The organism is Nonomuraea sp. B1E8 (genome assembly GCF_039871515.1).
In the GTDB taxonomy this organism is placed as follows: domain Bacteria; phylum Actinomycetota; class Actinomycetes; order Streptosporangiales; family Streptosporangiaceae; genus Nonomuraea.
Genome location: NZ_JBDPLS010000004.1, coordinates 564,489 through 586,812, shown reverse-complemented (window position 1 = coordinate 586,812; position 22,324 = coordinate 564,489). Strand labels below are relative to the sequence as shown.

Genomic DNA, 22,324 nt, shown 5'->3' with positions numbered 1-22,324 from the left:
GATGAGCAGACCGGTGATGTTGGTCGTGTTCGTGCTGCCCAGCTCGTTGCGCAGGTGGGTGAGCGGGATGCAGGAGGTCAAGGTCTTCGCCGTCGGCGCCGACCGTGACTCCCCGCCCACCCTGGGCTCGGCCCTCGACATGCTCCGGCGCACGCATCCGCTGCTGGAGGAGCGGCTGCGCGACGAGTACGGCCGCATCCGCAGGCACATCAGCATGATCGTGTGCGGCGAGAACGCCCGGGGGCTGGGCAGCCTCGACTGCGCGCTGCCGCCGGGCGCCGAGGTCTACGTGCTGCCCGCCCTCGCCTGAGCTCACTCCCCGATCGTGACCGAGGCGGTGGCGTCGACGATGCGGTGGTCGGAGCAGGGCTTGTCGCGGTTGCCGCCGCAGACGTGCCCGATCGGATGGGCGTCGGCGCTGTAGCGGGTCAGCCGCTCGGCCGGGACGAAGATCAGATCGACCTTCCCCGACTGGCCGCAGGCCCCGAGCGTGTTGCTCTCGGTGGTCTGCTCGCCCCAGCCGGGGCACACGGCCTCGCGGTCGTCGAGCTCGTGGTAGCGGCCGATGTTGCCGTGGTTGGCGTCGGTGTTGACCGTGGCGTCGTACCAGGTGTTCAGCAGCGGTGAGTCCGGCTGCACGTTGAAGTCGCCCGCGATGATCGGGACGTCCCCCCTGGAGCGGTAGGACTCCAGGACGCCGTGCACCTGGTCCAGCTGGGCGGATCTGTAGGTGGCGACGGTCGTCAGGTGGGTGGTGCAGAATCTGGTGCCGGCTTGCGCGGCGACGTGCGCGCAGAGGAGTTTGCGCTGCTTGCCCGACCCGTCGTTCGGCAGGGTCTGCCGTAGTGTCTCGCCCAGCGCGAAGCGGCTGAAGATCGCGATGCCGATGCCGTGCCCGGCACAGTAGCCGGGGTCGCCCGCCGCCGTCATCGGCTCGTAGCGGGCGAAGTTCGTGCGATTCTGCGGCCAGCCCATGCCCTGCAGGGCATCGATCACGGCGCCGTACTGGTTGCGGCAGATCTCGTTGATCGACACGAAGTCCGGCTTGCGATAGCTGATCGATCCGGCGATCGCCTGGATGATGCCGTTCGTGGTCGAGCCCAGGTGCGCATGATGCCCGGCCATGTTCCAGTGCCAGATCTTGTACGTCGCGGTCGCGGAGGACGACGCTGGGGAGGCCGCCGAGGCGGGAGCCGTCAGCAGGGCGGCGGTGGTGACGAGGAGCGCCACCACCGTCCACGACAGGCGCCCGAAGCCGGGCACGCGCGAGATCCGCATGAGAGCCGTCCCTTTCTTCGTGATCAGCTCCCAACGATCCTGCCGGAGGGGATTTTCCGGCACCAGTCAGATGGTGGACAAAGATCCCTCCCGATAGGACGGCGAACGTGGCCTCCGCCGGCCGCCGTCGCCTCGCCACCCACCTCGTGCACCACGCCGACGCCCCTTGGCCGAGCGTCGGGTTCTCCCGCAGGACGGCTTCCCCTTCCCCGCGGACCGGCCGCGGGTGGCCCGGCTGTCGACGTGCACGGATGCCCGATCCGGGAAGCATGGCGTGAGGGGAGAACTCATGGGGAGGCAGATATGGCTCGACCGATCGTGGCCGCCGCGGACGGCTCCGATGCAGCGAACGCGGCGGTGCAGTGGGCGGCGGGCGACGCCCGGCGGCGGCGACTGCCACTGAAGGTCGTGCATGTGTGCGAAGGGAGGCTTGCCGGCTTCGACACCAGGAAGTACTGCGAGGGAATGGTGGCGGCCGCCGCCGACCGCGCCCGCGCCGCGGGAGGGGAGGTCGAGGTGAGCACCGAGCTGCTCAGCGGGAATGTCGTCGAAGCGCTGATCGGCCAGTCGCTGTCCGCCGACTCCCTGGTGCTGGGCAACAGGGGCAGGGGAGGATTCACCGGATTGCTTCTCGGCTCGGTCAGCGTGGCGGTCGCGGGACATGCCGCCGGGCCGGTCGTCATCGTGCGTGAATCCGCCGACGCGGAACATGGCCGGATCGTGGTGGGCGACGACGGCTCGGACTGCGCGGCGCAGGCGGTGGCGTACGCCGTCGAGCAGGCTCGCGCCCGGCGTGCGTCGCTGGCCGTCGTCTACGCGTGGAACATGCCGATGGTCTCGGCCTACGCATCCGGATACAGCGACCTGCTCGAGAACGCAAGCCGGGAAGACTCCCGTAAGGCTCAGGAGCGGGTGGTCCGCTGGCGGAGGGACCACCCCGACATCGAGATCGACGACCAGCAGGTGTGCGAGCACCCGGTCCTCGCCCTCGTCAACGCCTCCGCCGCGGCGGACCTGGTCGTGGTCGGCTCCCGCGGGCTGGGTGGTTTCACCTCCGCCATGCTCGGGTCGGTCGGGCACGGCGTGCTGCACCGTGCCGCGTGCCCGGTCGCGATAGTGCGGCCACGCGGAGAGACGTCATGAGCGTTCGCGCGTGCCGCGCAGGCGTACGGCGGTGACCTTGTGCCCGGGGGATGAAGCCACGGTGCCGGCACGGCTGGTGGTCACGCATTCCGGCCGTTCCCGCTGAACAGCCTGTCCAGATGCAGATCGATCGCGGCGAGCGCGTCCCCGGGCCCGATCACGCCCAGTTCGATCAGCGGGGTGAAGCCGGTGAGGGCGAGAAGCAGGTTGGTCTCGGTCTCCGGGTCGCGGTCAGGGTCGATGTGCCCGTCGGCGACCGCCTGGCGGACCAGCTGCTCGACCTGGGCCCGTCCGTGGACGAGACCCCGGCGCGCCTGCTCGTGGACGGCCTCGTCGTGCAGCGCCTCCAGGACGTAGGCGGCGCTCATCCGGCTGGTCGCGCGGGCGTCGGCATGCAGGGGGAGCATTTCCGCGAGCGTCAGTCGCAGCACGTCACGGGGGTGCGGACGGTCACCGAGCTTCTCAAGTCCCTGGCCGACGCGTAGCGAGGTCTGCTCGGACGCGAAATCCATGGCGAAGGAGAGCATGGCGGCCCTGGAGGCGAAATAGTGCTGCAGTTGCCCGAGGGAGATGCCCGCCTCCTGCGCCACCACGCGCATCGTCAGATGCGCGACGCCGCGCTGCTCCACCACCCGCCACAGCGCGCGGGCGATCGTTTCGCGGCGTCCACGGTGATCCACCTGTTTCGGCATCGCCGGCCTCTCCCTTGTGCCCCGGGGCCTTTCCCATACAGTTGACATAATACAGTTGACTTATAACCTGGAACCCCCTCGTGGAAGGAAGTGCCATGCCCGGACGACTGCCTGAACAGCCAGAGGTGCGGACCGCCGAAGGTGTGGTGCGGGGGCGCCGGCGGCAGGGGCACGCGGTGTTCCGCGGCATCCCCTACGCCCAGCCCCCGGTGGGAACGCTCCGCTTCGCCGCGCCGGCCCCGCCGCACCGCTGGGAAGGGACGAGGCAGGCGGCGGACTTCGGCCCCGTGGTACCGCTGTCCCTGCCGGTCGACACGGGTCCGCCGCAGGGCACGGACTGGCTGACGCTCAACGTCGGCACTCCGGATCCGGGCGCGGCGGGACTGCCGGTGCTCGTGTGGATCCCCGTGGGCGGCTACGTCTCGGCGGCGTCGAGCGACCCGATGTTCGACCCGGCGGCGCTGGCCGGGGCGGGACTCGTCGTGGTGAGCATCAACTGCCGCGTGGGCGCGGAAGGTTTCGCGTTCCTCGACGACGCGCCGCCCAACCGCGGATTCCTCGACCAGATCGCGGCGCTGGAGTGGGTGCAGCGCAACATCGCCGCCTTCGGAGGCGACCCCGGCCGGGTCACCGTGGCCGGGGTGTCCGCCGGCGCGGGGTCGGTCGCCGCCCTGCTGACGATGAAGCCGGCGCGCGGCCTCTTCCGGCGGGCCATGGCCCACTCGGTGCCGGGGCTGTACAGCACCCCCGCGCTGGCACGGCAGGTCACCGCCGCGTTCGCGGACCGGCTCGGCGCGGCGGCCCCCACCGCCGCGGCCCTGCGCGACATCGACCCCTGGCACCTGGCCGCGGAGCTCACCTCCTTCAACGCCGGCCTCCACGCACACCGGGAGAGCTGGGGACGGCTCACGGAGACCGGCACCGCCCTGTGCCCCGTCGTCGACGGCGAGGTCCTCCCCGAAACGCCCTGGCCCGCGCTGACCGGCGGGCGCGCGAGCGGGACCGAGCTGCTCGTCGGCCACACCCGGGACGAGTTCCGCTTCTTCAGCGTCATGAGCGGACGACAGGGCACCTACACCGAGCAGGACGCCCAGGCCGCCCTGGAACTGCTCGCCCCGCAGCCGCACGGCCCCGAGGCGTACCGCGCCGCGTTCCCGCAGGCCGGCCCGGAGGAGCTGGTGGAGACGGTGTACTCCGACGCCCTCTTCCGCATGCCGTCGCAGAAGCTGGCCGAGGCCAACGCCGCAGCCGGCGGCACGTCGTACCTGTTCGAACTGCGCTGGACCGCCCCGGTCCTCGGCGGCGCCCTGGGCGCCTGCCACAGCCTCGACATCCCCCTGGCGTTCGGCACGCTGGGCAGCCCCGTCGGCACGCAGCTCATCGGCGACGAGCCCACCCCCGAGGCCGTCGCGCTCTCTCGCGAGCTCAAGGAGGCATGGGTCCGCTTCGTCACCACCGGTGACGCGGGATGGGCCGCTCACCGGCCCGATCAGCGGCTCACCCGTGTCCTGGACGCCGAGTCGCAGACCCGGCCCTACCCCGAACAGGCCTCCCGCCGGATCTGGGAAGGCCACTTCCCCGCCCCCTTCGATCTCTCGTAGGGGCGGCGAACCTGACGGACTCGACGCGTCACTCGGAGCCCCGCGTCACAGCCGGTAGATCCGGCGGGCGTTCCCCGAGCCGATCATGTGGGCGACCCTGGCCGCGTCCGCGACGCTCCACTCCCCCGAGCCGAGCCTGGCCCGCAGCGCCGCGCCCATCGCCCGCCGGTAGGAGAGCGCGCCCAGATAGCCGGTCTCGGCCACGGAGTGGCAGCCGGAGCCGAACAGCTGCTTGTGGAAAGGCGCCAGCTCCAGCAGCTCCTCCACGACCCTCGCCGAGGCGGCGGCGGTGTGCGGGAGCGCGAGCCCGACGTCCACGTAGACGTGCGGGTAGAGGCCGGCCAGGTAGGCGGCCTGGCGGTGGAACGGGTAACAGTGCAGCAGGATGACCGGCACGGCGGCCGGCTGCAGTGCCCTGACCAGGGCGCCCAGCCTGGCCGGATCGCTGCGGTGCAGGTCGGGCCCGGAGCCGCCGAAGCCGGTGTGGAACTGCACGGGCAGCCCCCGCTCCCTGGCCACGTCGATCGCGATCCACAGCAGGTGGCGCAGCAGGAAGGGGTCCGTCAGCGGCTCCTTGGGCTCGGACAGCCGCCGGTTGACCGCCGCGATCACCGAGCCCCTGCTGGGCCGGGACGGGTCGAAGTCGAGGCCGTAGAGCGACCCGATGACCGTCGTGAACCCGACCGCCCTGGCGGCCCTCGCGGTCAGCTTCTCGCCGAGGTCGTCGAGGTAGTCGACGGAGATCTGCGCGGTCTCGGCCACGTCGCGCTCGACGGCCTCGATCCGTACGAGCTCGTCGGCGGCGGCGCCGCCGTGGCGGCCCATCTCGGTGGCCGACAGCAGCTCGCCGTCCTCCCAGGCGCCGGCCGGTTCGGTGTCCACCAGGAAGGCCACCACGCCGGCCGCCGCCAGGAGCCGCCGGTTGACCTCGCCCGCGCCCAGCTCGGCGCGGCGCGCGAGGTAGACGGCGGGAGGCGCGTGCGGTTCGAGGTCGAGCAGCGGCGCGCACCAGCGGCGCACCGCCGCGCCGAACGGCGTGTCGAAGTGGGTGGTGCCGGGCGGCGCCGGGCTGCCGCCCTCGTTGATGAGCAGCTCGAACTCGGCTCTGGTCAGGTCGTCTCGCCGCACCCCGTGACAGTGGTGGTCGACGAGCGGGGCGAGCAGCGCGTCGCGTACCGTGCCGGGCAGGTCTGCGGGGAGCATGCGGGGAACTCTAGGCGAGCCCCGCACGCGCCCGCGGGCGTTTTACCTACGGCAGAGACGCAGCACGTTGGCGATGACCTTCGCGCCCGCGCCGCCCTCCTGCGCGCATCGGTGCCCGAAGGACGTGCGCCGCGCCTTCGTCACCGCCACCCGGGCGCCGCCCAGCCGATCACGCGAAGGGCCGTACGGGGTCAGGTGGTCTTGACCTTGACGTGGTGGGGTCTGGCCTTCTCGGCTTTCGGCACGGTCACCGTGAGCACCCCGTCGGACAACGTGGCCGATACCTGTTCGGGGTTGACCTCGCCCGGCAGGAGGACGCGGTGCTCGAAGCGGCCGGTCCGGCGCATGCGGTGGTGCGGCCGGCCCGTCGTCTCCTTCTCCTTGATCTCGGCGGTCACCACCAGTTCCCGGTCGTTCAACTCCACATCGATGTCGTCCTTCTTCACGCCAGGCAGATCGATGTCGGCGACGAAGGCCTCGTCGGTCTCGGCCAGGTCGGCCAGCGGCATCCACATGCCTTCCGCCCTGCCGCCGAAGGCGGACTCGATCAGTTGGTCCATCCGGTCGTAGAGATCCTCGATCTGGGCGAACGGCGCCCATCGCATCCCCATGGCCGCACCTGGACGGGCGATGGCCGATCCTCGACGACGAGCCGGAAGCGTCATGATGCATCTCCTCCTGATGCGAAACGGTCTCCTGATGAAGGACGGCGGCGCCTGCCCTGCTTGCCACCCCAGGAACGAAGGTCCATGAAATGGCACGGGTTCCCGCCCTCCTGGCAGAGAGGGGACCCTTGTGCGGAGCGTCCTCCCGGCACCGGACAGGCACGTGCCGGCTGGGCTGACAGCCTCATTCGGGCCGACATGCTTCGTCAGCCCCGCGCCCGGTGCCTCGGGTCACTACGAGCCTTCCACCCTGCTCCTCATCGGACACCGATGTCAGGTCCAAAACCCCACCCTTATTCAATCAAGACATATCGCCGGTCCCGCGTCATGTGGTGGCCCGGCCGCCGGGGCAGCGGATCATGCTGTCGGCCAGGTCGTACGATGCGCTACCAGCGTCGATGAGGCCTGGCGGTCACCTGCTGGGGGTGATGAGGCCGTAGTGGCCGTCGTAGCGGTGATAGACGATGTTGCCCCGTCCGGTACGGGCATCGGCGAAGAAGACGAACGGCCGGCCGGTGGCCTCCAGACGTTCCACCGCTTGCCCGACGGACAGGACCGGCGCCGGTGCGGAGCCGACCGTGAGCGGGATCGACACCGGGCCCAGCCGGTCGGGTGCGGGGTTGACCTGCGCCAGCCGGTAACCGTCTTGGCCGTGGTAGATGACGCTGTCCTGACCGGTCTCCGGCTCGGTGAACAGGTGGAAGTCGTAATCGAGCTGCTCCATGTCGAAGGCCGCCTCATCCGGGGTGGCCCAGGCGAGCTCGTAGGTCTTGTGCCGGACGATCTCCCGCTCCCCCTCGATCCGGGGGAAGTAGGGCAGAGGACGACGGTGAGGGCTGGAATGCCGCCACTCATGATCGGCGTCCTCCGGGCGCTGCCCGCGCAGGTCCTCCCAGTCCCGGCCGGTGCGGCGCAGCCGGACCCGGAGCCGGTCGCCGAGCAACCGGATGGCCTGGTGCATCGATTCGGCGACCGCCTGGGCGCGGATGAGCCGCCCGCTGACGTCGAGGTTCGCCTGCGCGGTGCAGGGCCGGGCCACGGCCGGATCGGCCGAGGCGACAAGCTTGACCCGGGCGAAGAGCACCGGCCCGTGGGCGAACGCGGTCGATGCCGCCACCACCTCGCGGGCCTTGTCGGCAGCCCCGGGCGAGACGGCTCCGCGCGTCTCCACCTGCACCTGCCCGGGGTCAAGAGCGATAGAGGCATGTCGACGGCTCATGTCGTGTCACCTCCGCTCCTGACCAGGCCGGCGGCGAGCAACAGCTCGTGGGCGAGCCGCGCGGCCTGCTCGGGGTGCATCTGCCCGGGCTCCTCCATCGGCCCGCTCTCCAGGCCGCGGGCGAGGGCCAGACTGACCTCGGCCAACGCTTGGACCTGCTTGTCGACCTCGTCGACCCGGGCTTTGAGACGGTTCAGTTCGGCCTCGAGCGGATGCGTCCGTTCGGCTGTAGACCCCACTTCGGGCCGGGGTGCAGACATGTGACCCACCTCCCAGGAGGCGTTCGCTCTCCCCTTACCACCCTGCCCCTGGTCGGCAGCAGTGTCACAGGGGCTTAGGTCCTTCGACGGCAGGTCCGTGAGGTTCCCATCGATAAGGGATGATCCGCCCTCTCCACGGTGCCCGGACACGCCACGGCCGCGACCAGCCGAAGACGGGCGAATCGGGAGCTCGTCTCGACCGGGATGAGACGCGGTCTCCGGCATAGGACGCACAGGCAAGGGCAAGGGATCCGAAGGTCGTGAGGGGAACCGTTCCTGGCTTCGTCCGCGGCCCGGAGGCTGCGCCTGAGGGGAGACAGGTGAGGCTGTCGTGGAATCTTCCGCGTGAATCGCCGATGTGCGAGGTGACCCATGACCATGCCAGTCGTCGTCGGCGTGGACGGATCAGCGCCCTCGCTGCAGGCCGCGAGCTGGGCCGGACAGGAGGCCGCCCTCCGCAGCGCTCCGCTGCGGATGTTGTACGCGGTGCCCGGGTGGGGCCAGGACGTACCGCTCGTCCCCGAACCCCGTACGTGGGGAACAGGGGCGGAGGCCGCCGCCAGGGAAATGCTCGACCGCGCCGCCGTCCACGCCAGGGCGGGCAGGCCGCGGCTGAGCATCACCACCGACATCATCGCCGGCCGGCCGGCGGACACACTGGTCGGGGCGGCCGAAGAGGCACAGCTCGTGGTCGTGGGAAACCGCGGCCGTGGCGGCTTCACCGAGCTGCTCCTGGGCTCGGTCAGCCACGACGTCGTGGCCAGAGCACCGTGTCCGGTGGCCGTCATCCGGCAGACGCACGCCGGCGAGCGCGGTCAGATCGTCGTGGGTGTCACAGGAAAACCCGGCCAAGACCCCCTCCTGGACTTCGCCTTCCGCGAGGCCACACTGCGCCACGCCACCTTGCAGGCGGTCCACGCCTGGGTGCATCCCGCCACAAGATTCCCGGGCGATATGCAACCCCTCGTCTACGACATCGGCCAAGTGGGCCAGGAGGAGGCGATCCTGCTCGCCGAGGTCATCGCCGGCTGGCGGGAGAAGTACCCGGACGTCGCGCTCATCCCACAGAACATGCACGGGCATCCGGCACTGGCACTGATCGACGCCTCCGCCGAGGCCGATCTCGTCATCATCGGGGCGCACAGCGGAGCACCGGCCCCGCTCGGCATGGGCAGCGTCACTCATGCCGTGGTCCACCATGCACGCGCCCCCGTCATCGTGGTCGGCCTCTGACCGCTGCCTGCCGGCCCGCGGCCATGGCCGACGCCACGCCTTGCCCTGACGCGGCGTGACCTCGGCCGTCGCCTCAAGGCGACGGTCCCCTCGGGAGACTCTGATGGGCCCTTGGACCCCACGCACCAGGCTCCTTACCGCCTGATGGTGATGAGAGGAGTGTCCTTCGCCACGGACGCGGGGATTCGTGTCAGGGCATGGTGAAGCGCCGGGGGGCAGGTACGCCGATGTTCGTTGATCGTCATGATGCGGGTGTGCAGCTGGCCGAACGCCTGACCGGGCTGGCCACCGAGGAGAATGTGGTCGTCCTCGGGCTGCCCAGGGGCGGCGTGCCTGTGGCCTTCGAAGTGGCCCGGGAACTGGGCGCTCCGCTGGATGTGATCGTGGTCCGCAAGCTGGGGGTGCCGTACCAGCCCGAGCTCGGGTTCGGTGCCGTCGGAGAGGGCGACGTACGCGTGATCAATCCCGAGGTCGTCCGGATGGCGGACGTGACCCCGCCGGAGATGGCCGCGGTAGCAGAAAGTGAGCGGGCCGAGGTGCTGCGCCGGGCGCGCCGATTCCGCGATGACCGCCCGCCGGTCGACCTCGCCGGCCGCACGGTCATCGTGGTGGACGATGGCGTCGCCACGGGGAGCACGGCTCGCGCCGCCTGCCAGGTGGCGCGTGCACGCGGCGCCGCACGAGTGATCCTGGCGGTCCCGGTCGGCGCGCCGGACACCGTCGCGAGCCTGCGCAAGGACGCCGACGAGGTGATCTGTCTGGAGACACCTGCCGCTCTGTGGGCCATCGGCGTCTGGTACTCCGATTTCACCCAGATCACCGACGAGCAGGTGGTCGAGCTGCTGCGGCGGGCCGCCGCACCCGCCGCCGAAGGCGCGCTGAGCGGGAAGGCCGGCGCGGTGACGTCTGATCGACCGGGCCGTGTCGACGAGGTGATGGTGAATGTCGGTCCCGTCCGGCTGCCGGGGCAACTCGTCGTCCCCGAGGAGGCCGAGGGGGTGGTGGTCTTCGTGCACGGCAGTGGCAGCAGCCGGCACAGCCCCCGCAACCGGTACGTGGCCTCGGTGCTCAACCGCGCGGGCCAGGCCACCTTGCTGTTCGACCTGCTCACGGCCGAGGAGGAGTACGACCGCGGCAACGTGTTCGACATCGAGCTGCTGGCGGAACGGCTCGCAAAGGTGACCAGCTGGCTCAGCGATCAGCCCCAGGCCGCAGGACTGCCGGTCGGCTACTTCGGAGCCAGCACCGGAGCGGCGGCCGCGTTGTGGGCGGCGGCGGAACCGGGCAACCAGGTGGCCGCCATCGTCTCCCGAGGCGGACGGCCGGATCTGGCCGGGCCGCGCCTCTCCGCGGTACGAGCGGCGACGCTGCTGATCGTGGGCAGCCGGGACGAACTGGTGCTCGACCTCAACCAGACGGCACAACAGCGGTTGCGCTGCGAGAACCACCTGGAGATCATCCCTGACGCCACTCACCTGTTCGAAGAGCCCGGAGCGCTCGAAACCGTCGCCGACCTGGCACGCGACTGGTTCACCGACCATCTGGGAACTCGCCTGAGCTGAGCGTTCTCAGGCTGTCGCTGGTACCTGTCCGGGGCCGGGGTGATTCCAGGCGGGTCTCTCGCACCTACTCGGCGCCTGCGCCATCGGGACGAACATGGGATACACGATCGAACTCGTCGAGGAGACGCCCTATCGCTTCCGCATCGAGCGGCAAGGACCGATGCGGGTGCCCGGCGTCGTCCTGGCCTCCCGCGTGCTGCTTCCGGAGGGCCAGGCGCTGCAGCAGGTCGTCAACGTCGCCACCCTTCCGGGCATCGTCCGGGCCTCCTACGCCATGCCCGACCTGCACTGGGGGTACGGATTTCCGATCGGTGGCGTGGCCGCCACCGACATCGCGGCCGGGGGCGTGGTCTCCCCGGGCGGTGTCGGCTTCGACATCTCCTGTGGTGTACGGCTGCTGGCGGCCGGCCTCGATCGCGACCTGCTTGCGCCTCGCCTGCACCGGCTTCTGGATCGCCTCGATCATGTCATCCCGCGGGGTACCGGGCGTGGTGCCGTCTGGCACCTGGCCGGGCGGTCACAACTCGAACAGGTCCTGCGCGGAGGTGCCCGGTACGCCGTCGAGCAGGGCCACGGGGTGGCGCGGGATCTGGAGCGCTGCGAGGACTTCGGCGCCGTCACCGACGCCGACGTCTCGCAGGTCGGCGTCCGGGCCATGGAGCGCGGACTGAACCAGGTGGGCAGCCTCGGCTCCGGCAACCACTTCCTGGAGGTCCAGGCGGTGCAGGAGGTCTACGACGAGGCGGTGGCGGCCGCGTTCGGCCTGAGCCGCGGCCAGGTGTGCGTGATGATCCACTGCGGCTCCCGCGGGCTCGGCCACCAGATCTGCACCGACCACGTACGCACGATGGACAAGGTGATGCCGCGCTACGGCATCACCGTGCCCGACCGTCAGCTCGCCTGTGCCCCGGTGGGTTCTCCCGAAGGCCGCGCGTACCTCGGGGCCATGGCCGCCGCGGCCAACTACGGGAGGGCCAACCGGCAACTGCTGGGCGAGGCCGTGCGGCGGGCCTTCTCCGACATCGCCGGCAGCCGCCTGGATCTGGTGTACGACGTCTCGCACAACCTGGCCAAGATCGAACCACACGACGGCATGCGGCTGTGCGTCCACCGCAAGGGCGCCACCCGGGCGTTGCCGCCGTACCATCCCGATCTCCCGGCCGATCTGGCCGCGGTGGGCCAGCCTGTGCTGATCCCGGGCACCATGGGCACCGCCTCCTACGTGCTCACCGGCGTCGCCGGCGGTGAGGCGTTCCACTCCACCTGCCACGGCGCGGGCCGTACCCAAAGCCGCCACCAGGCGGCACGGTCCATCAGCGGCCGGCAACTGCGCGATCGCCTGGAGGCTCAAGGCATTGTCGTACGCGGCGCCGGCTGGCGCGGGCTGGCCGAGGAGACGCCCACCGCCTACAAGGACGTCGACGCCGTGGTCAGCGCCAGTGAGGGGGCGGGGCTGTGCCGCAGGGTCGCCCGCCTGGTCCCCCTCGGCGTCGTCAAAGGCTGAAGGAGAAGGGAAACGGCAATGAGCGCCGAGGCCGGCCACCGCACGCTTCCCCACACCGCCGACACCCGGATCCAAGCCTGGGCACCGACGGAGGGGGAATGCATCGCCCAGGCGGTGCTCGGCGTGGCGGACAGCTTCCTCGACCTGGACGGCGCCGCCGCCACCGGTGAGCACGACGTCGACATCGAGCCCGGCGACCCTCAAGATCAACTGGTGGCCGTCCTGGACGAGGTCATCTACCTGATGGACACCACCGGACGGATCCCGATCGGAGCGGCTGCCGCACACGATCAGAACCGTCGGCGCCTCCACCTGACCATGGCCGACCTGGCGGCCGTGCCCCAGACCGGAGCAGTGCCCAAAGCCGTCGCCCTGCATCTGCTGACCTTCGAACACCACGCAGACAGGTGGACCTGCACGGTGACGCTGGACGTATGACCCCACAGGCCGGCAGCGTGCGCTGGACGGTCGCCGGACGGAGGGGTGCGGACGAGGAGGACCACCTCCCCGTCCGGGCCGGCCGGCGTCGCCGCTCGCTTCACCCCTGAGAGCCTTCGACCCATCCCGTCACGCCTGATAGGAGGCGGAGCCGGGGGGTAAGTGCCGGGAAGGGGATGGGTGGTTCGGAGAGGGTGGACCGCCCAGAGGGGGGGTAATCGTGACGACGGCACGAAACATCATGCATCCAGGCGTCGAGTGCATCGGTGAGCACCAGGATCTCGCCTTCGCCGCGCAGCGCATGCGCGAACTCGACGTCGGGGCGTTGCCGATCTGCGGCGACAAGGGCTGACCGCATGTCCGAACCAATCATCGCAGGCGTGGACGGATCACGGGCAGCGCTGGCCGCGGTGGTGTGGGCCGCCGACGTCGCGGCCCGACGTGCATGCGACCTGCGGATCATCCACGTCATGGCACCGCCCGCCCACGGTGGGAAACCGTATGAGCGCTCGCTCGACGACGCGGCTCGCGAGGAAGGCGAGCGGATGCTGGCCGAGGCCGCCGCGCTGGCCACGGAATCTCGCAAGGACGTCCATGTGAGCACCGAGCTGCTCTACGGCCACACCACCGAGATCCTGCGTGCGGAGGCCGTCGAGGCCGCGGCCATCGTGGTGGGCAGCCGCGGCCTGGACGGCTTCCCCGGGCTCCTGCTGGGCTCGGTTGGCCTGGGCCTGGCCGGGCACGTGGCGGGGCCCGTGGTGGTGGTCCACGGCGCACCCGCCATCGTGCAGGGCGAGATCGTGGCCGGGCTCAATCCCGAGGACGCCGTACACCCGGCCCTCGACTACGCCTTCGAGGAGGCACGGGCACGCGGTGCCCGGCTACGGGTCGTACACGCCTGGGACATGCCATCCAGCAGGCCGGGCACCGACATCATCGACCAGGCACAGCAGGAACGTGCTCGCACCGTGCTGGCACCATGGACGAACCGGCACCCTGGGGTCGAGGTGACCGTATCGGTCGTCCGCGGCAATCCCGTCGCGGCGCTGTGCGAGGCGTCCGCTCGTGCCGACCTGGTCGTCGTGGGCTCGCGAGGCCGGGGAGTGATCCGCTCGGCCGTGCTCGGCTCGGTCGGCCACGGCGTGCTCCACTACGCCTCCTGCCCGGTCGCCGTCGTACGGCCACGCATCCGAGCCGATTGAAGCGCTTCGGCAGGCGATGGGACGCCGACGGCGGTCGTCGTGGTGGACGACCTGCCCCCGTGACAGTGGTGGTCGACGAGCCGGGCGAGCATTGCGTCGCGTACCGTGCCGGGCAGGTCTGCGGGGAGCATGCGGGAACTCCAGGGGAGCCCCGCACGCGCCCGCGGGCGTTTCACCTACGGCAGAGACGCAGCACGTTGGCGATGACCTTCGCGCCCGCGCCGCCCTCCTGCGTCAGGATCGACTCGGGATGGAACTGCACGGCGAAGCGACGCCGCTCGGTGTCCTCGATGGCCATGACGTTGCCGTCGGGCGTGAGCGCGGTCGGCGTGAAGCCGACGACGCCGGGCCGTTTGGCGTGCAGCGAGTGGTAGCGGGCCGCGGTGAACTCCGCGGGCAGCCCTTCCAGCAGCGCGCCGTCGCCGAGCCGCGCGACCTGGCCGCGCTTGCCGTGCTCGGGGTAGTCGAGCAGCTCCAGGGTGCCGCCGGCGTGCTCGACCATGGCCTGCAGGCCGAGGCAGACACCGAAGACCGGCAGGTCGCGGGCGTAGATCTGGTCGAGCAGCGCCGACATGCCGAAGTCGGTCGGCCAGCCGGGGCCGGGCGAGAGCACCACCAGGTCGGGGGCGATCTCGTCGAGCATGCGGGGCGGGAAGCCGTGGCGCAGCGTCGTCACCGCGGCGCCCTCCTGGCGGAAATAGTCGGCCAGGGTGTTGACGAAGGAGTCCTCGTGGTCGACGAGCAGCACTTTCATGCCGCGGCCCGGCTGCTCCCTGGTCTCGGCGACGGCCTCCGCGCCGGTCCGCCCGACCGCGGCCAGGGCGCCGAGCAGGGCGCTCGCCTTCAGCTCGGTCTCGCGCTCCTCGGCCTCGGGGTCGGAGTCGAACAGCAGCGTGGCGCCGGCCCGCACGGTGGCCACGCCGTTCTTGATCTGGGCGGTCCGCAGGGTCAGGCCGGTGTTCATGGAGCCGTCGAAGCCGATGACGCCGATGGCGCCGCCGTACCACCGGCGGGTGGTGGCCTCGTGGTCCTCGATGAACTGCATGGCCCACGTCTTGGGGGCGCCGGTGACCGTGACGGCCCACATGTGGGTCAGGAAGGCGTCGAGCGCGTCGAACTCGGGGCGCAGGCGGCCCTCGATGTGGTCGACGGTGTGGATCAGGCGGGAGTAGAGCTCGATCTGGCGGCGGCCGATGACCTTGACCGTGCCGGGCACGCAGATGCGCGACTTGTCGTTGCGGTCGACGTCGGTGCACATGGTCAGCTCCGACTCCTCCTTGACGCTGGACAGGAGGGTGCGGATGGCCTCGGCGTCCTCGACCGGGTTGCTGCCGCGGGCGATGGTGCCGGAGATGGGGCAGGTCTCGACACGGTCGCCGCTCACCCTGACGTACATCTCGGGCGAGGCGCCGACGAGGTGCTCGCCCTCGCCGAGGCTGATGATGAACTCGTACGGGGCCGGGTTGCTCTGGCGAAGGCCGCGGTAGAAGGCGGACGGGTCGGCGCAGGTGGCGTGGAAGACCTGACCGGGCACGACCTCGAACAGGTCGCCGCGCTTGAACTTCTCCTTGGCGGCGGCGACGACCTTGGCGTATTCGCCCTTCTCCGGGTCGGGCGGCACCTGGGCGGGGGCGACCGGGGGCTCGGTGGCGCCCGTCCTGTCGAGGCCGCGGGTGGTGGCGCCGTCGACGGTGAACTCGTAGCGGAACTCGAGGCTGGTCTCGCGCTGCCGGTCGATCACGACGAGCCGGTCGGGCAGGTGCAGCACGAGGTCGCGCTGGTCGTCGGGGCGGACGAGCTCCTGCCGGATCGGCTCGAACTGGAAGGCCAGGTCGTAGCCGAAGGCGCCGTAGAGGCCGAGGTGGGGGTCGTCGCCCTTGAAGGCGGCGATGACCTCGCGGATCGCGGTGAACACGGTGGGCCGGCGGCTGCGCATCTCCTCCGGCAGGAGATCTCCGGGATCGCTGCCGGGCTCGGCCACGTGCACCTCGACGCGGTCGGCCGTGGGCTCGCTGACGGGCTTGCCCGCGGCCAGCAGGCAGGAGGCGACGGCGGGCAGCACGACCCTGCCGCGCTCGTTGAGCGCGATGGCCGCGATGGTGCGGCCCTTGGCGACCAGTTCCAGGCAGGGATCGACGTAGCCGAACGCCCAGCGGCTGTAGCGGCCCGGATAGTCCATGCCCGAGGAGAAGGCTCCCCCGCGTCTCTCTCCGAGGGCCGTCACGATCTCTTCGAGCGCCGCCTCGTCCACCTCGCGCGTCTCGCGCTCGACGACGATGCCCCCCGCGGTGGTATATCCGCTCGTCTCCACTTGCTGCCCCTTATCACGTCAACATGATGAGCCCCGGGGGCGGACACGAGAAAGGCCGCCATCCGGGGCGGCCGTCCTTTGAGGAATGCGAAACACGCGCCGCCTAGAAGCGGCGCCACCACTGGAGCTGAGCGTGATTTCGCATGCAGACAGGTTAGCTCCCCCACCATGATCGCGCAACGCGACCCGCCCGCCGCCCCCGGTGTCGCCAATTCCAATACAGAGCTGTACTGTATTCAAATCTTACCGGTCGAGAGGAGACCCCGGATGACCGAGACCGAAGCGATCACGCTGCCCACCGCGCGGCCCACGCCCTTCGACCCGCCCGGCGACCTGGCCGAGCTGCGCCAGGCCCGGCCCATCACCCCGCTCGCCTACCCCGACGGCCACCGCGGCTGGCTGGTGACCTCCCACGCGCTGGCGCGCGACGTGCTGGCCGACAAGCGCTTCAGCGCCAGGTCCGAGCTGCGCCACCACCCCGTCGAGGAGCCCGGCCAGGGGCCCGCCCAGGCCGCGCCTCCCGGGATGTTCGTCTCGACCGATCCGCCCGTCCACACGCGTTACCGCCACCTGCTGGCCGGCGAGTTCACCGTGCGCAGGATGCGCCGGCTCACCGAGCGCATCGAGGAACTCACCACGGCGCAGCTGGACACCATGGAGCGGCAGGGGCCGCCCGCCGACCTGGTGGAGACGTTCGCGATGCCGATCCCCGCGCTGGTGATCGGCGAGCTGCTCGGCGTGCCGGAGGAGGAGAGCGAGCGCTTCCAGGCCCAGGGCGGCAGGATGACGCGGATGGACCTCCCGCGCGAGGAGCGGATCGCCACCTTCCTCGCCCTGCAGGCGCACATGAAAGAGCTGGTCCTGGCCAAGCGTGCCAAGCCCACCGACGACCTGCTCAGCGGCCTGACCAGGAGCGACCTCACCGACGAGGAGCTGACCAACATCGGCTTCACGCTGCTGGGCGCCGGGCTCGACACCACCGCCAACATGATCGCGCTGGGCGCCTTCGCGCTGATGCGCCACCCCGGGCAGCTCGCCGTCCTGCGCGGGGAGCCGGACCGGATCGACCAGGTCGTGGAGGAGCTGCTGCGCTACCTCAGCATCATCCCCTTCCTCGTACGCACCGCGCTGGAGGACGTCGAGCTCGGCGGCGAGCTGGTCCGGGCCGGGCAGTCGGTCACCATCTCGATCCCGGCCGCCAACCGCGACCCCGAGCGCTTCCCCGACCCCGACACCCTCGACCTGCACCGGCCGAGCGGCGGGCACGTCGCCTTCGGTCACGGCGTGCACCAGTGCCTCGGCCAGCAGCTGGCGCGGGTGGAGATGCGGGCGGCCTACCCGGCGTTGTTCGCGCGGTTCCCGTCGCTGCGGCTCGCCGTCGAGCCGGACGAGGTGCCGCTCCGCACCGACATGCTCATCTACGGCGTCCACCGCCTCCCGGTCACCTGGGACGCGAGCTGAACGCCCGGCGCGGCACGGCTCACTAGACTCCTGGGGCCGCCTTTCCCACGGGTTTCCTTTCCCGGAGCCGCCGTTCCCGCGGGCCGGCGCCCCGCAACCGATGACCCGCAACGGATGACCCGCAACGGATGACCCGCAACGGATGACGAGGAGCGACCGACATGACCGACCGCACGACGTCCCCGCGGCCGGCCGGCCGGCCGCGCAGCCAGGAGGCGGACCTGGCCATCCTGACCGCCGCGCTCGACGTGCTCATCGAGCAGGGCGCCCGGCACACCAGCATCGAGCAGGTCGCCAGGCGGGCCGGGGTCACCAGGGCGACGGTCTACCGCCGCTTCGCCGACAAGACCGCGCTGCTGGTGCGGGCCCTGGAGTGGGCCAACCACGACCACGACCCGGCGTTCACCGGCTGGCGGGACATCGACCACATGCTCGACGAGTGGGCCGCCCACCTGGCGGTGCTACGCAACCGCCGCCTGCTGCGCCGGGTCTACGGCGCCCGTGACGACTACCCGGAGCTGACCACGACGTACCGCCAGGTCAACAGCGGGCGGCGGGCCGCGGTGGTGCGCGAGCTGCTGTTCCGCACGCGCGAGAGCGGGTGCTTTCCGGCCGGCGTCGACCTGGACACCGTGCAGGAGGCGCTCAGCGGCGCCGTGCTCCACCACCTGGGCACCCACCCCGACGACGAGAGCGCCGCCGAGATCAAGGCCTACTTCCTGCGCGTCGCGCGGCAGCTCGGCTGGCGCCCGGCGGGAGCGGAGGGCTAGCCCGGCCGTCCCGGGGAGGCGCTCCACCTGCGCGAAGAGCTGGAACGGAACCCGGTCCGCGACGTGGTCTCTATAGCGACATTTCAGCTGACCAGATTACATTTTTTCTCGCAAAGTAACATTTCATGACAAGTCTTGCTTTCCGGACATGAGCTCTTCACTCTTCTCCACAGAGGCGTAAAGATCACCTCTTTTGTCCAAAGGAGAGCGCGTGCCCCACACCCCCCGCTGGCGTGCGATCCTCACCGGGATCGTCACCGCCGCCGGCCTCCTCGTCCCACAGGCGGCCCAGGCGGCGCCCGACCCGGGCAAGATCGACAGTGTCGTCCAGGCGCAGCTGGCGCAGGACGACAAGGCCACCTTCTGGGTCCGGATGAAGGGATCCGCCGACCTGAGCGGCGCCCGCCGGGCCGAAACCAAGGACGCGAAGGCCGAGCAGGTCTTCAAGGCCAAGACCGAACGGGCCAGGAACTCCCAGGCGGGCTTACGCAAGCTGCTGGATTCCCAGCACGCCGTGTACACCCCGTACTGGATCGTCAACGCGGTACAGGTCACCGCGGACGAGAAGCTGGCGGCCGAGATCGCTGCATTACCCGACGTCGACCGCATCGACCCGATCCGCACCGTCGCGATCCCCAAGCCCACGCCCGGCGAGGCCGAGGCCAGGGTGAACGCGGTCGAGTGGAACATCGACCGGGTCAACGCCCCGCGCGTCTGGAACGAGCTGGGCAACCGGGGCGAGGGCATCGTCATCGCCCACATCGACTCCGGCGCCCAGTTCGACCACCCCGAGCTGGTCGACAGTTACCGGGGCAGGAACGCGGACGGCACGTTCAGCCACGACTACAACTGGTTCGACCCGGCCGGCGTCTGCCCGTCGCCCGCGCCGTGCGACAACAACGGCCACGGCACGCACACCATGGGCACCATGGTCGGCGCGAACGGCATCGGCGTCGCGCCGGGCGCCCGGTGGATCGCGGCCAAGGGCTGCGAGTCCAACTTCTGCAGCGACGCGTCGCTGATCGCCGCCGGCCAGTGGATGCTCGCCCCGACCGACGTGAACGGCGAGAACCCGCGCCCCGACCTGGCGCCCGACATCGTCAACAACTCGTGGGGCGGCGACGGGTTCGACCCGTGGTACAAGCCGGTCGTCGAGGCGTGGATCGCCGCGGGCATCTTCCCGGCCTTCGCCAACGGCAACGAGGGGCCCTCCTGCCAGACCTCCGGCTCCCCCGGCCAGTACGTCATGAGCTACAGCGCGGGCGGCTTCGACGTCGACAACGCGCTCTACCGCAATTCGAGCAAGGGCGCGGGCGAGGACGGGGAGATCAAGCCGAACATCGCCGCGCCCGCCGTCAACGTGCGCTCCTCGACGCCCGGCGGCACCTACGACACCTACACCGGCACGTCGATGGCCTCCCCGCACGTGGCGGCCACGGTGGCGCTGATCTGGTCGGCCTCGCCCGCCCTCGCGGGTGACGTGGAGGGCACCCGGCCGCTGCTGGACACCACCGCCGTGGACGTCGAGGACACCAGCTGCGGCGGCACGGCCGCCGACAACAACGTGTGGGGCGAGGGCAGGCTCGACACCTTCGCCGCCGTGCAGGCCGCTCCCGCCGGGGAGACCGGCGCTCTCGAGGGCGCCGTCACCGCGGGCGGCGAGCCGGTGGCCGGGGCGACGATCACGGTGACCGGACCGCTCACCCGGAGCGTGACCACCGGCGAGGACGGCGCGTACGCCATCCCCCGCCTGCTGCCGGGCGACTACGAGCTCAGCGCCGGGAAGTTCGGCTACGACACGGCCACCGCCGCCGTGACGGTCGCCGCCGGGCGGACGGCGACCGCGGACGTGACCATGACCAGGAAGGCGTCGGGCGTGGTGTCCGGGACGGTCACCACGGCGGGCACGCCGGAGGCCGGCGCGACGGTGACGGCCACCGGCACGCCGGTGAGCGCCGTGACCGACGCGTCGGGCCGCTACAGCCTGACGTTGCCGCACGGCGAGCACGAGCTGGTCGTCACCCCCGTCTCCCGCTGCTCCAGCGGCGCGACGGCCGAGGTGACGGTGGCCGGCGACGTGGTCAAGGACGTGGAGCTGCCGCTGCGCGGCGACAACTTCGGCTACACCTGCGCGGTCGGCGACCAGGCGTACGTGGCGGGCACCGAGAAGCTGGCGCTGACCGGCGACGACGAGGCCCAGCAGGTGACTCTGCCGTTCGCGGTCCCGTTCTACGGCACCGGCCAGACGAAGGCGTGGATCGCCACGAACGGGTTCGCCACCTTCGCCGCCGACCGGGCGACCACCGCCGGCAACGGCACGCTCCCGTCCTCGGGCACCCCGAACAACGCGGTCTACCCGTACTGGGACGACCTCAAGGTGGACGACCAGGGCGGGGTCTACACGGCGGTGACGGGCACGGCGCCGAACCGCACGTTCGTCATCGAGTGGCGCGACGTCACCTTCTACAACGACACGGCCCAGCGGCTGTCGTTCGCGGCGCTGCTGGGCGAGAACGGCTCGATCGGCTTCCGGTACAAGGACGTGGACAGCGAGCGCGAGCAGGGCACCAGCGCCACCATCGGCGTGGAGAACGCCGCGGGCGACGACGGGCTGCTCTACGCCTACCAGGAGGCGGTGCTGTCCGCCGGGCAGGCCCTGACGTTCACGGCCGGCAGGCACGGCCTGGTCACCGGGGCGGTCACCGACGCCAACGACGGCGAGCCGCTGGCCGGGGCGACGGTGAAGGTGGGCGACGTGGCCACATTCACCACCGGCGATGACGGCCGCTTCTACGGCCAGGTGCTGGCGGGCGACTACGAGGTCGAGGTGTCCAAGGAGCACTACGGCACGTTCACGCAGCCGGTGACGGTCGCGCCCACGGTCGTGACGTCGATCGACACGGCGCTGGTCACCGGACGGGTGAGCGCGTCGGCCGCGGAGCTGACCGTGGTGCTGCCGTCCGACTCCACGCGCACCCGGACGCTGGAGCTGACGAACCTGGGCTCGCCCACGCCGTACACGGTGACGGGCGGCGAGTGGTTCACCGTGACGCCGACGGAGGGCGAGCTGGCCAGGGGCACGTCGGTGGAGCTGGAGGTGACGGTCGACAGCGACGGCGTCGCCCCCGGCGCCGTCCGCGAGGGGACGCTGCTGGTGAAGTCGGCCAGCGGCCGGCAGCCGACGATCGAGATCGCGGTGACGGTCGTGGTGCCCAAGCACCAGGTGGCCGTCGACGTGGGCGGCTCCAGAAGCGTGACCGACGACGCCGGTGACGTCTGGACGCGGGACAGGAAGTACACCGCGGGCGGCCACGGCTACGTCGCCGACCACAGCCGGACGCTCAGCACGTCCAGGACCATCCGCGGCACCGGCGACCAGTCGTTGTTCAGGACGGCCAGGGAGGGCATGCTGGAGTACCGCTTCGACGGCGTTCCTGCGGGGACGTACACCGTCGAGCTGGACTTCGCCGAGATCCGCAACATGAAGATGGGCCGGCGGGTCTTCGACGTGCTGGTCGAGGGCCAGCTCGCGATCCCGGCGCTCGACCTGGCGCTGGAGGCGGGCACGTACACGGCCGTGTCCAGGCAGTACACAGTGAAGGTCACCGACGGCCAGCTCAACGTGCGCTTCGCGACGCGGGAGGGGTCGACGCTCGTCAACGCCGTGCGCATCTCGGAGCGCCCGGACAGGACGTAGCGCTCCGGTGACGATCGCGCCCGCCCCGCGCCGCGCGGGGCGGGCGCTTCCACCCCCGGGTACCACTTCCGCGGGCGCGTCTGTT

General features: G+C 71.1%; 19 protein-coding genes. 12 read left to right on the top strand and 7 right to left on the bottom strand.

Translation table 11 applies throughout. The annotated features are described in order from the left end of the window. Position 1: 1 nt before the first annotated feature. Positions 2–310, top strand: a complete 309-nt coding sequence (locus ABGA98_RS17595) for a hypothetical protein (RefSeq protein WP_201761224.1) — start codon at positions 2–4, stop codon at positions 308–310. Between the two features lie 2 nt (positions 311–312). Here the strand turns inward: ABGA98_RS17595 and ABGA98_RS17590 are convergent, their stop codons facing one another. Then, positions 313–1,278 (bottom strand): endonuclease/exonuclease/phosphatase family protein, encoded by a 966-nt coding sequence (locus ABGA98_RS17590; RefSeq protein WP_347619382.1) that lies wholly within the window; start codon positions 1,276–1,278, stop codon positions 313–315. Positions 1,279–1,581: 303 nt separating this feature from the next. On the opposite strand from ABGA98_RS17590, the gene ABGA98_RS17585 reads away from it, so the two are divergent. Further along, complete coding sequence (locus tag ABGA98_RS17585) at positions 1,582–2,421, top strand: universal stress protein (protein ID WP_347619381.1); 840 nt, start codon at positions 1,582–1,584, stop codon at positions 2,419–2,421. Positions 2,422–2,501: 80 nt separating this feature from the next. On the opposite strand, the gene ABGA98_RS17580 is transcribed toward ABGA98_RS17585, so the two are convergent. Beyond that, positions 2,502–3,113 carry a TetR family transcriptional regulator C-terminal domain-containing protein gene (locus ABGA98_RS17580; protein ID WP_347619380.1) on the bottom strand — a complete coding sequence of 204 codons (612 nt, stop codon included), beginning with the start codon at positions 3,111–3,113 and terminating at the stop codon, positions 2,502–2,504. A 95-nt stretch (positions 3,114–3,208) separates the two neighbouring features. Here ABGA98_RS17580 and ABGA98_RS17575 point away from each other — a divergent pair, with 95 nt between their 5' ends. Then, a complete protein-coding gene (locus ABGA98_RS17575; protein WP_347619379.1) occupies positions 3,209–4,714 on the top strand; it encodes a carboxylesterase family protein in 1,506 nt (501 codons plus the stop codon). A gap of 45 nt (positions 4,715–4,759) precedes the next feature. Here ABGA98_RS17575 and ABGA98_RS17570 read toward each other — a convergent pair whose 3' ends face one another. The 4 genes from ABGA98_RS17570 to ABGA98_RS17555 all read right to left on the bottom strand — a co-directional run bounded on the left by ABGA98_RS17570 (position 4,760) and on the right by ABGA98_RS17555 (position 8,061). Then, complete coding sequence (locus tag ABGA98_RS17570) at positions 4,760–5,917, bottom strand: amidohydrolase family protein (protein ID WP_347619378.1); 1,158 nt, start codon at positions 5,915–5,917, stop codon at positions 4,760–4,762. Between the two features lie 191 nt (positions 5,918–6,108). After that, positions 6,109–6,528 carry an Hsp20/alpha crystallin family protein gene (locus tag ABGA98_RS17565; RefSeq protein WP_347619377.1) on the bottom strand — a complete coding sequence of 140 codons (420 nt, stop codon included), beginning with the start codon at positions 6,526–6,528 and terminating at the stop codon, positions 6,109–6,111. A 466-nt stretch (positions 6,529–6,994) separates the two neighbouring features. After that, positions 6,995–7,801: an HPF/RaiA family ribosome-associated protein gene (locus tag ABGA98_RS17560; RefSeq protein ID WP_347619376.1), complete on the bottom strand. Its 807-nt coding sequence runs from the start codon at positions 7,799–7,801 to the stop codon at positions 6,995–6,997. Next, positions 7,798–8,061, bottom strand: a complete 264-nt coding sequence (locus tag ABGA98_RS17555) for a hypothetical protein (protein ID WP_347619375.1) — start codon at positions 8,059–8,061, stop codon at positions 7,798–7,800. The genes ABGA98_RS17560 and ABGA98_RS17555 overlap by 4 nt, the downstream gene beginning before the upstream one ends. Before the next feature lie 372 nt (positions 8,062–8,433). Between ABGA98_RS17555 and ABGA98_RS17550 the strand changes: the two genes are divergently transcribed. The 6 genes from ABGA98_RS17550 to ABGA98_RS17525 all read left to right on the top strand — a co-directional run bounded on the left by ABGA98_RS17550 (position 8,434) and on the right by ABGA98_RS17525 (position 14,000). Then, positions 8,434–9,294: a universal stress protein gene (locus ABGA98_RS17550; RefSeq protein WP_347619374.1), complete on the top strand. Its 861-nt coding sequence runs from the start codon at positions 8,434–8,436 to the stop codon at positions 9,292–9,294. A 254-nt stretch (positions 9,295–9,548) separates the two neighbouring features. Next, complete coding sequence (locus ABGA98_RS17545; protein ID WP_347619373.1) at positions 9,549–10,856, top strand: phosphoribosyltransferase; 1,308 nt, start codon at positions 9,549–9,551, stop codon at positions 10,854–10,856. A 94-nt stretch (positions 10,857–10,950) separates the two neighbouring features. Continuing rightward, entirely contained in the window at positions 10,951–12,360 is a 1,410-nt protein-coding gene (locus tag ABGA98_RS17540; protein WP_347619372.1) for an RtcB family protein, read from the top strand. Between the two features lie 18 nt (positions 12,361–12,378). Next, complete coding sequence (locus ABGA98_RS17535) at positions 12,379–12,798, top strand: archease (protein WP_347619371.1); 420 nt, start codon at positions 12,379–12,381, stop codon at positions 12,796–12,798. Between the two features lie 220 nt (positions 12,799–13,018). Further along, positions 13,019–13,150, top strand: coding sequence for a hypothetical protein (locus tag ABGA98_RS17530; RefSeq protein ID WP_347619370.1), 132 nt, complete (start codon positions 13,019–13,021; stop codon positions 13,148–13,150). A 4-nt stretch (positions 13,151–13,154) separates the two neighbouring features. Beyond that, positions 13,155–14,000 carry a universal stress protein gene (locus ABGA98_RS17525; protein WP_347619369.1) on the top strand — a complete coding sequence of 282 codons (846 nt, stop codon included), beginning with the start codon at positions 13,155–13,157 and terminating at the stop codon, positions 13,998–14,000. Positions 14,001–14,172: 172 nt separating this feature from the next. On the opposite strand, the gene ABGA98_RS17520 is transcribed toward ABGA98_RS17525, so the two are convergent. Next, positions 14,173–16,311 carry an anthranilate synthase component I gene (locus ABGA98_RS17520; protein WP_347619368.1) on the bottom strand — a complete coding sequence of 713 codons (2,139 nt, stop codon included), beginning with the start codon at positions 16,309–16,311 and terminating at the stop codon, positions 14,173–14,175. A gap of 267 nt (positions 16,312–16,578) precedes the next feature. Between ABGA98_RS17520 and ABGA98_RS17515 the strand changes: the two genes are divergently transcribed. From ABGA98_RS17515 to ABGA98_RS17505, 3 genes are all read left to right on the top strand, one after another. Beyond that, the gene (locus ABGA98_RS17515) at positions 16,579–17,772 is read left to right on the top strand and encodes a cytochrome P450 (protein WP_347619367.1); all 1,194 of its coding nucleotides are present in this window, start codon (positions 16,579–16,581) and stop codon (positions 17,770–17,772) included. A gap of 161 nt (positions 17,773–17,933) precedes the next feature. Continuing rightward, positions 17,934–18,542: a TetR/AcrR family transcriptional regulator gene (locus ABGA98_RS17510; RefSeq protein WP_347619366.1), complete on the top strand. Its 609-nt coding sequence runs from the start codon at positions 17,934–17,936 to the stop codon at positions 18,540–18,542. A gap of 211 nt (positions 18,543–18,753) precedes the next feature. Then, positions 18,754–22,239, top strand: a complete 3,486-nt coding sequence (locus ABGA98_RS17505) for a S8 family serine peptidase (protein ID WP_347619365.1) — start codon at positions 18,754–18,756, stop codon at positions 22,237–22,239. Positions 22,240–22,324: the final 85 nt, after the last annotated feature.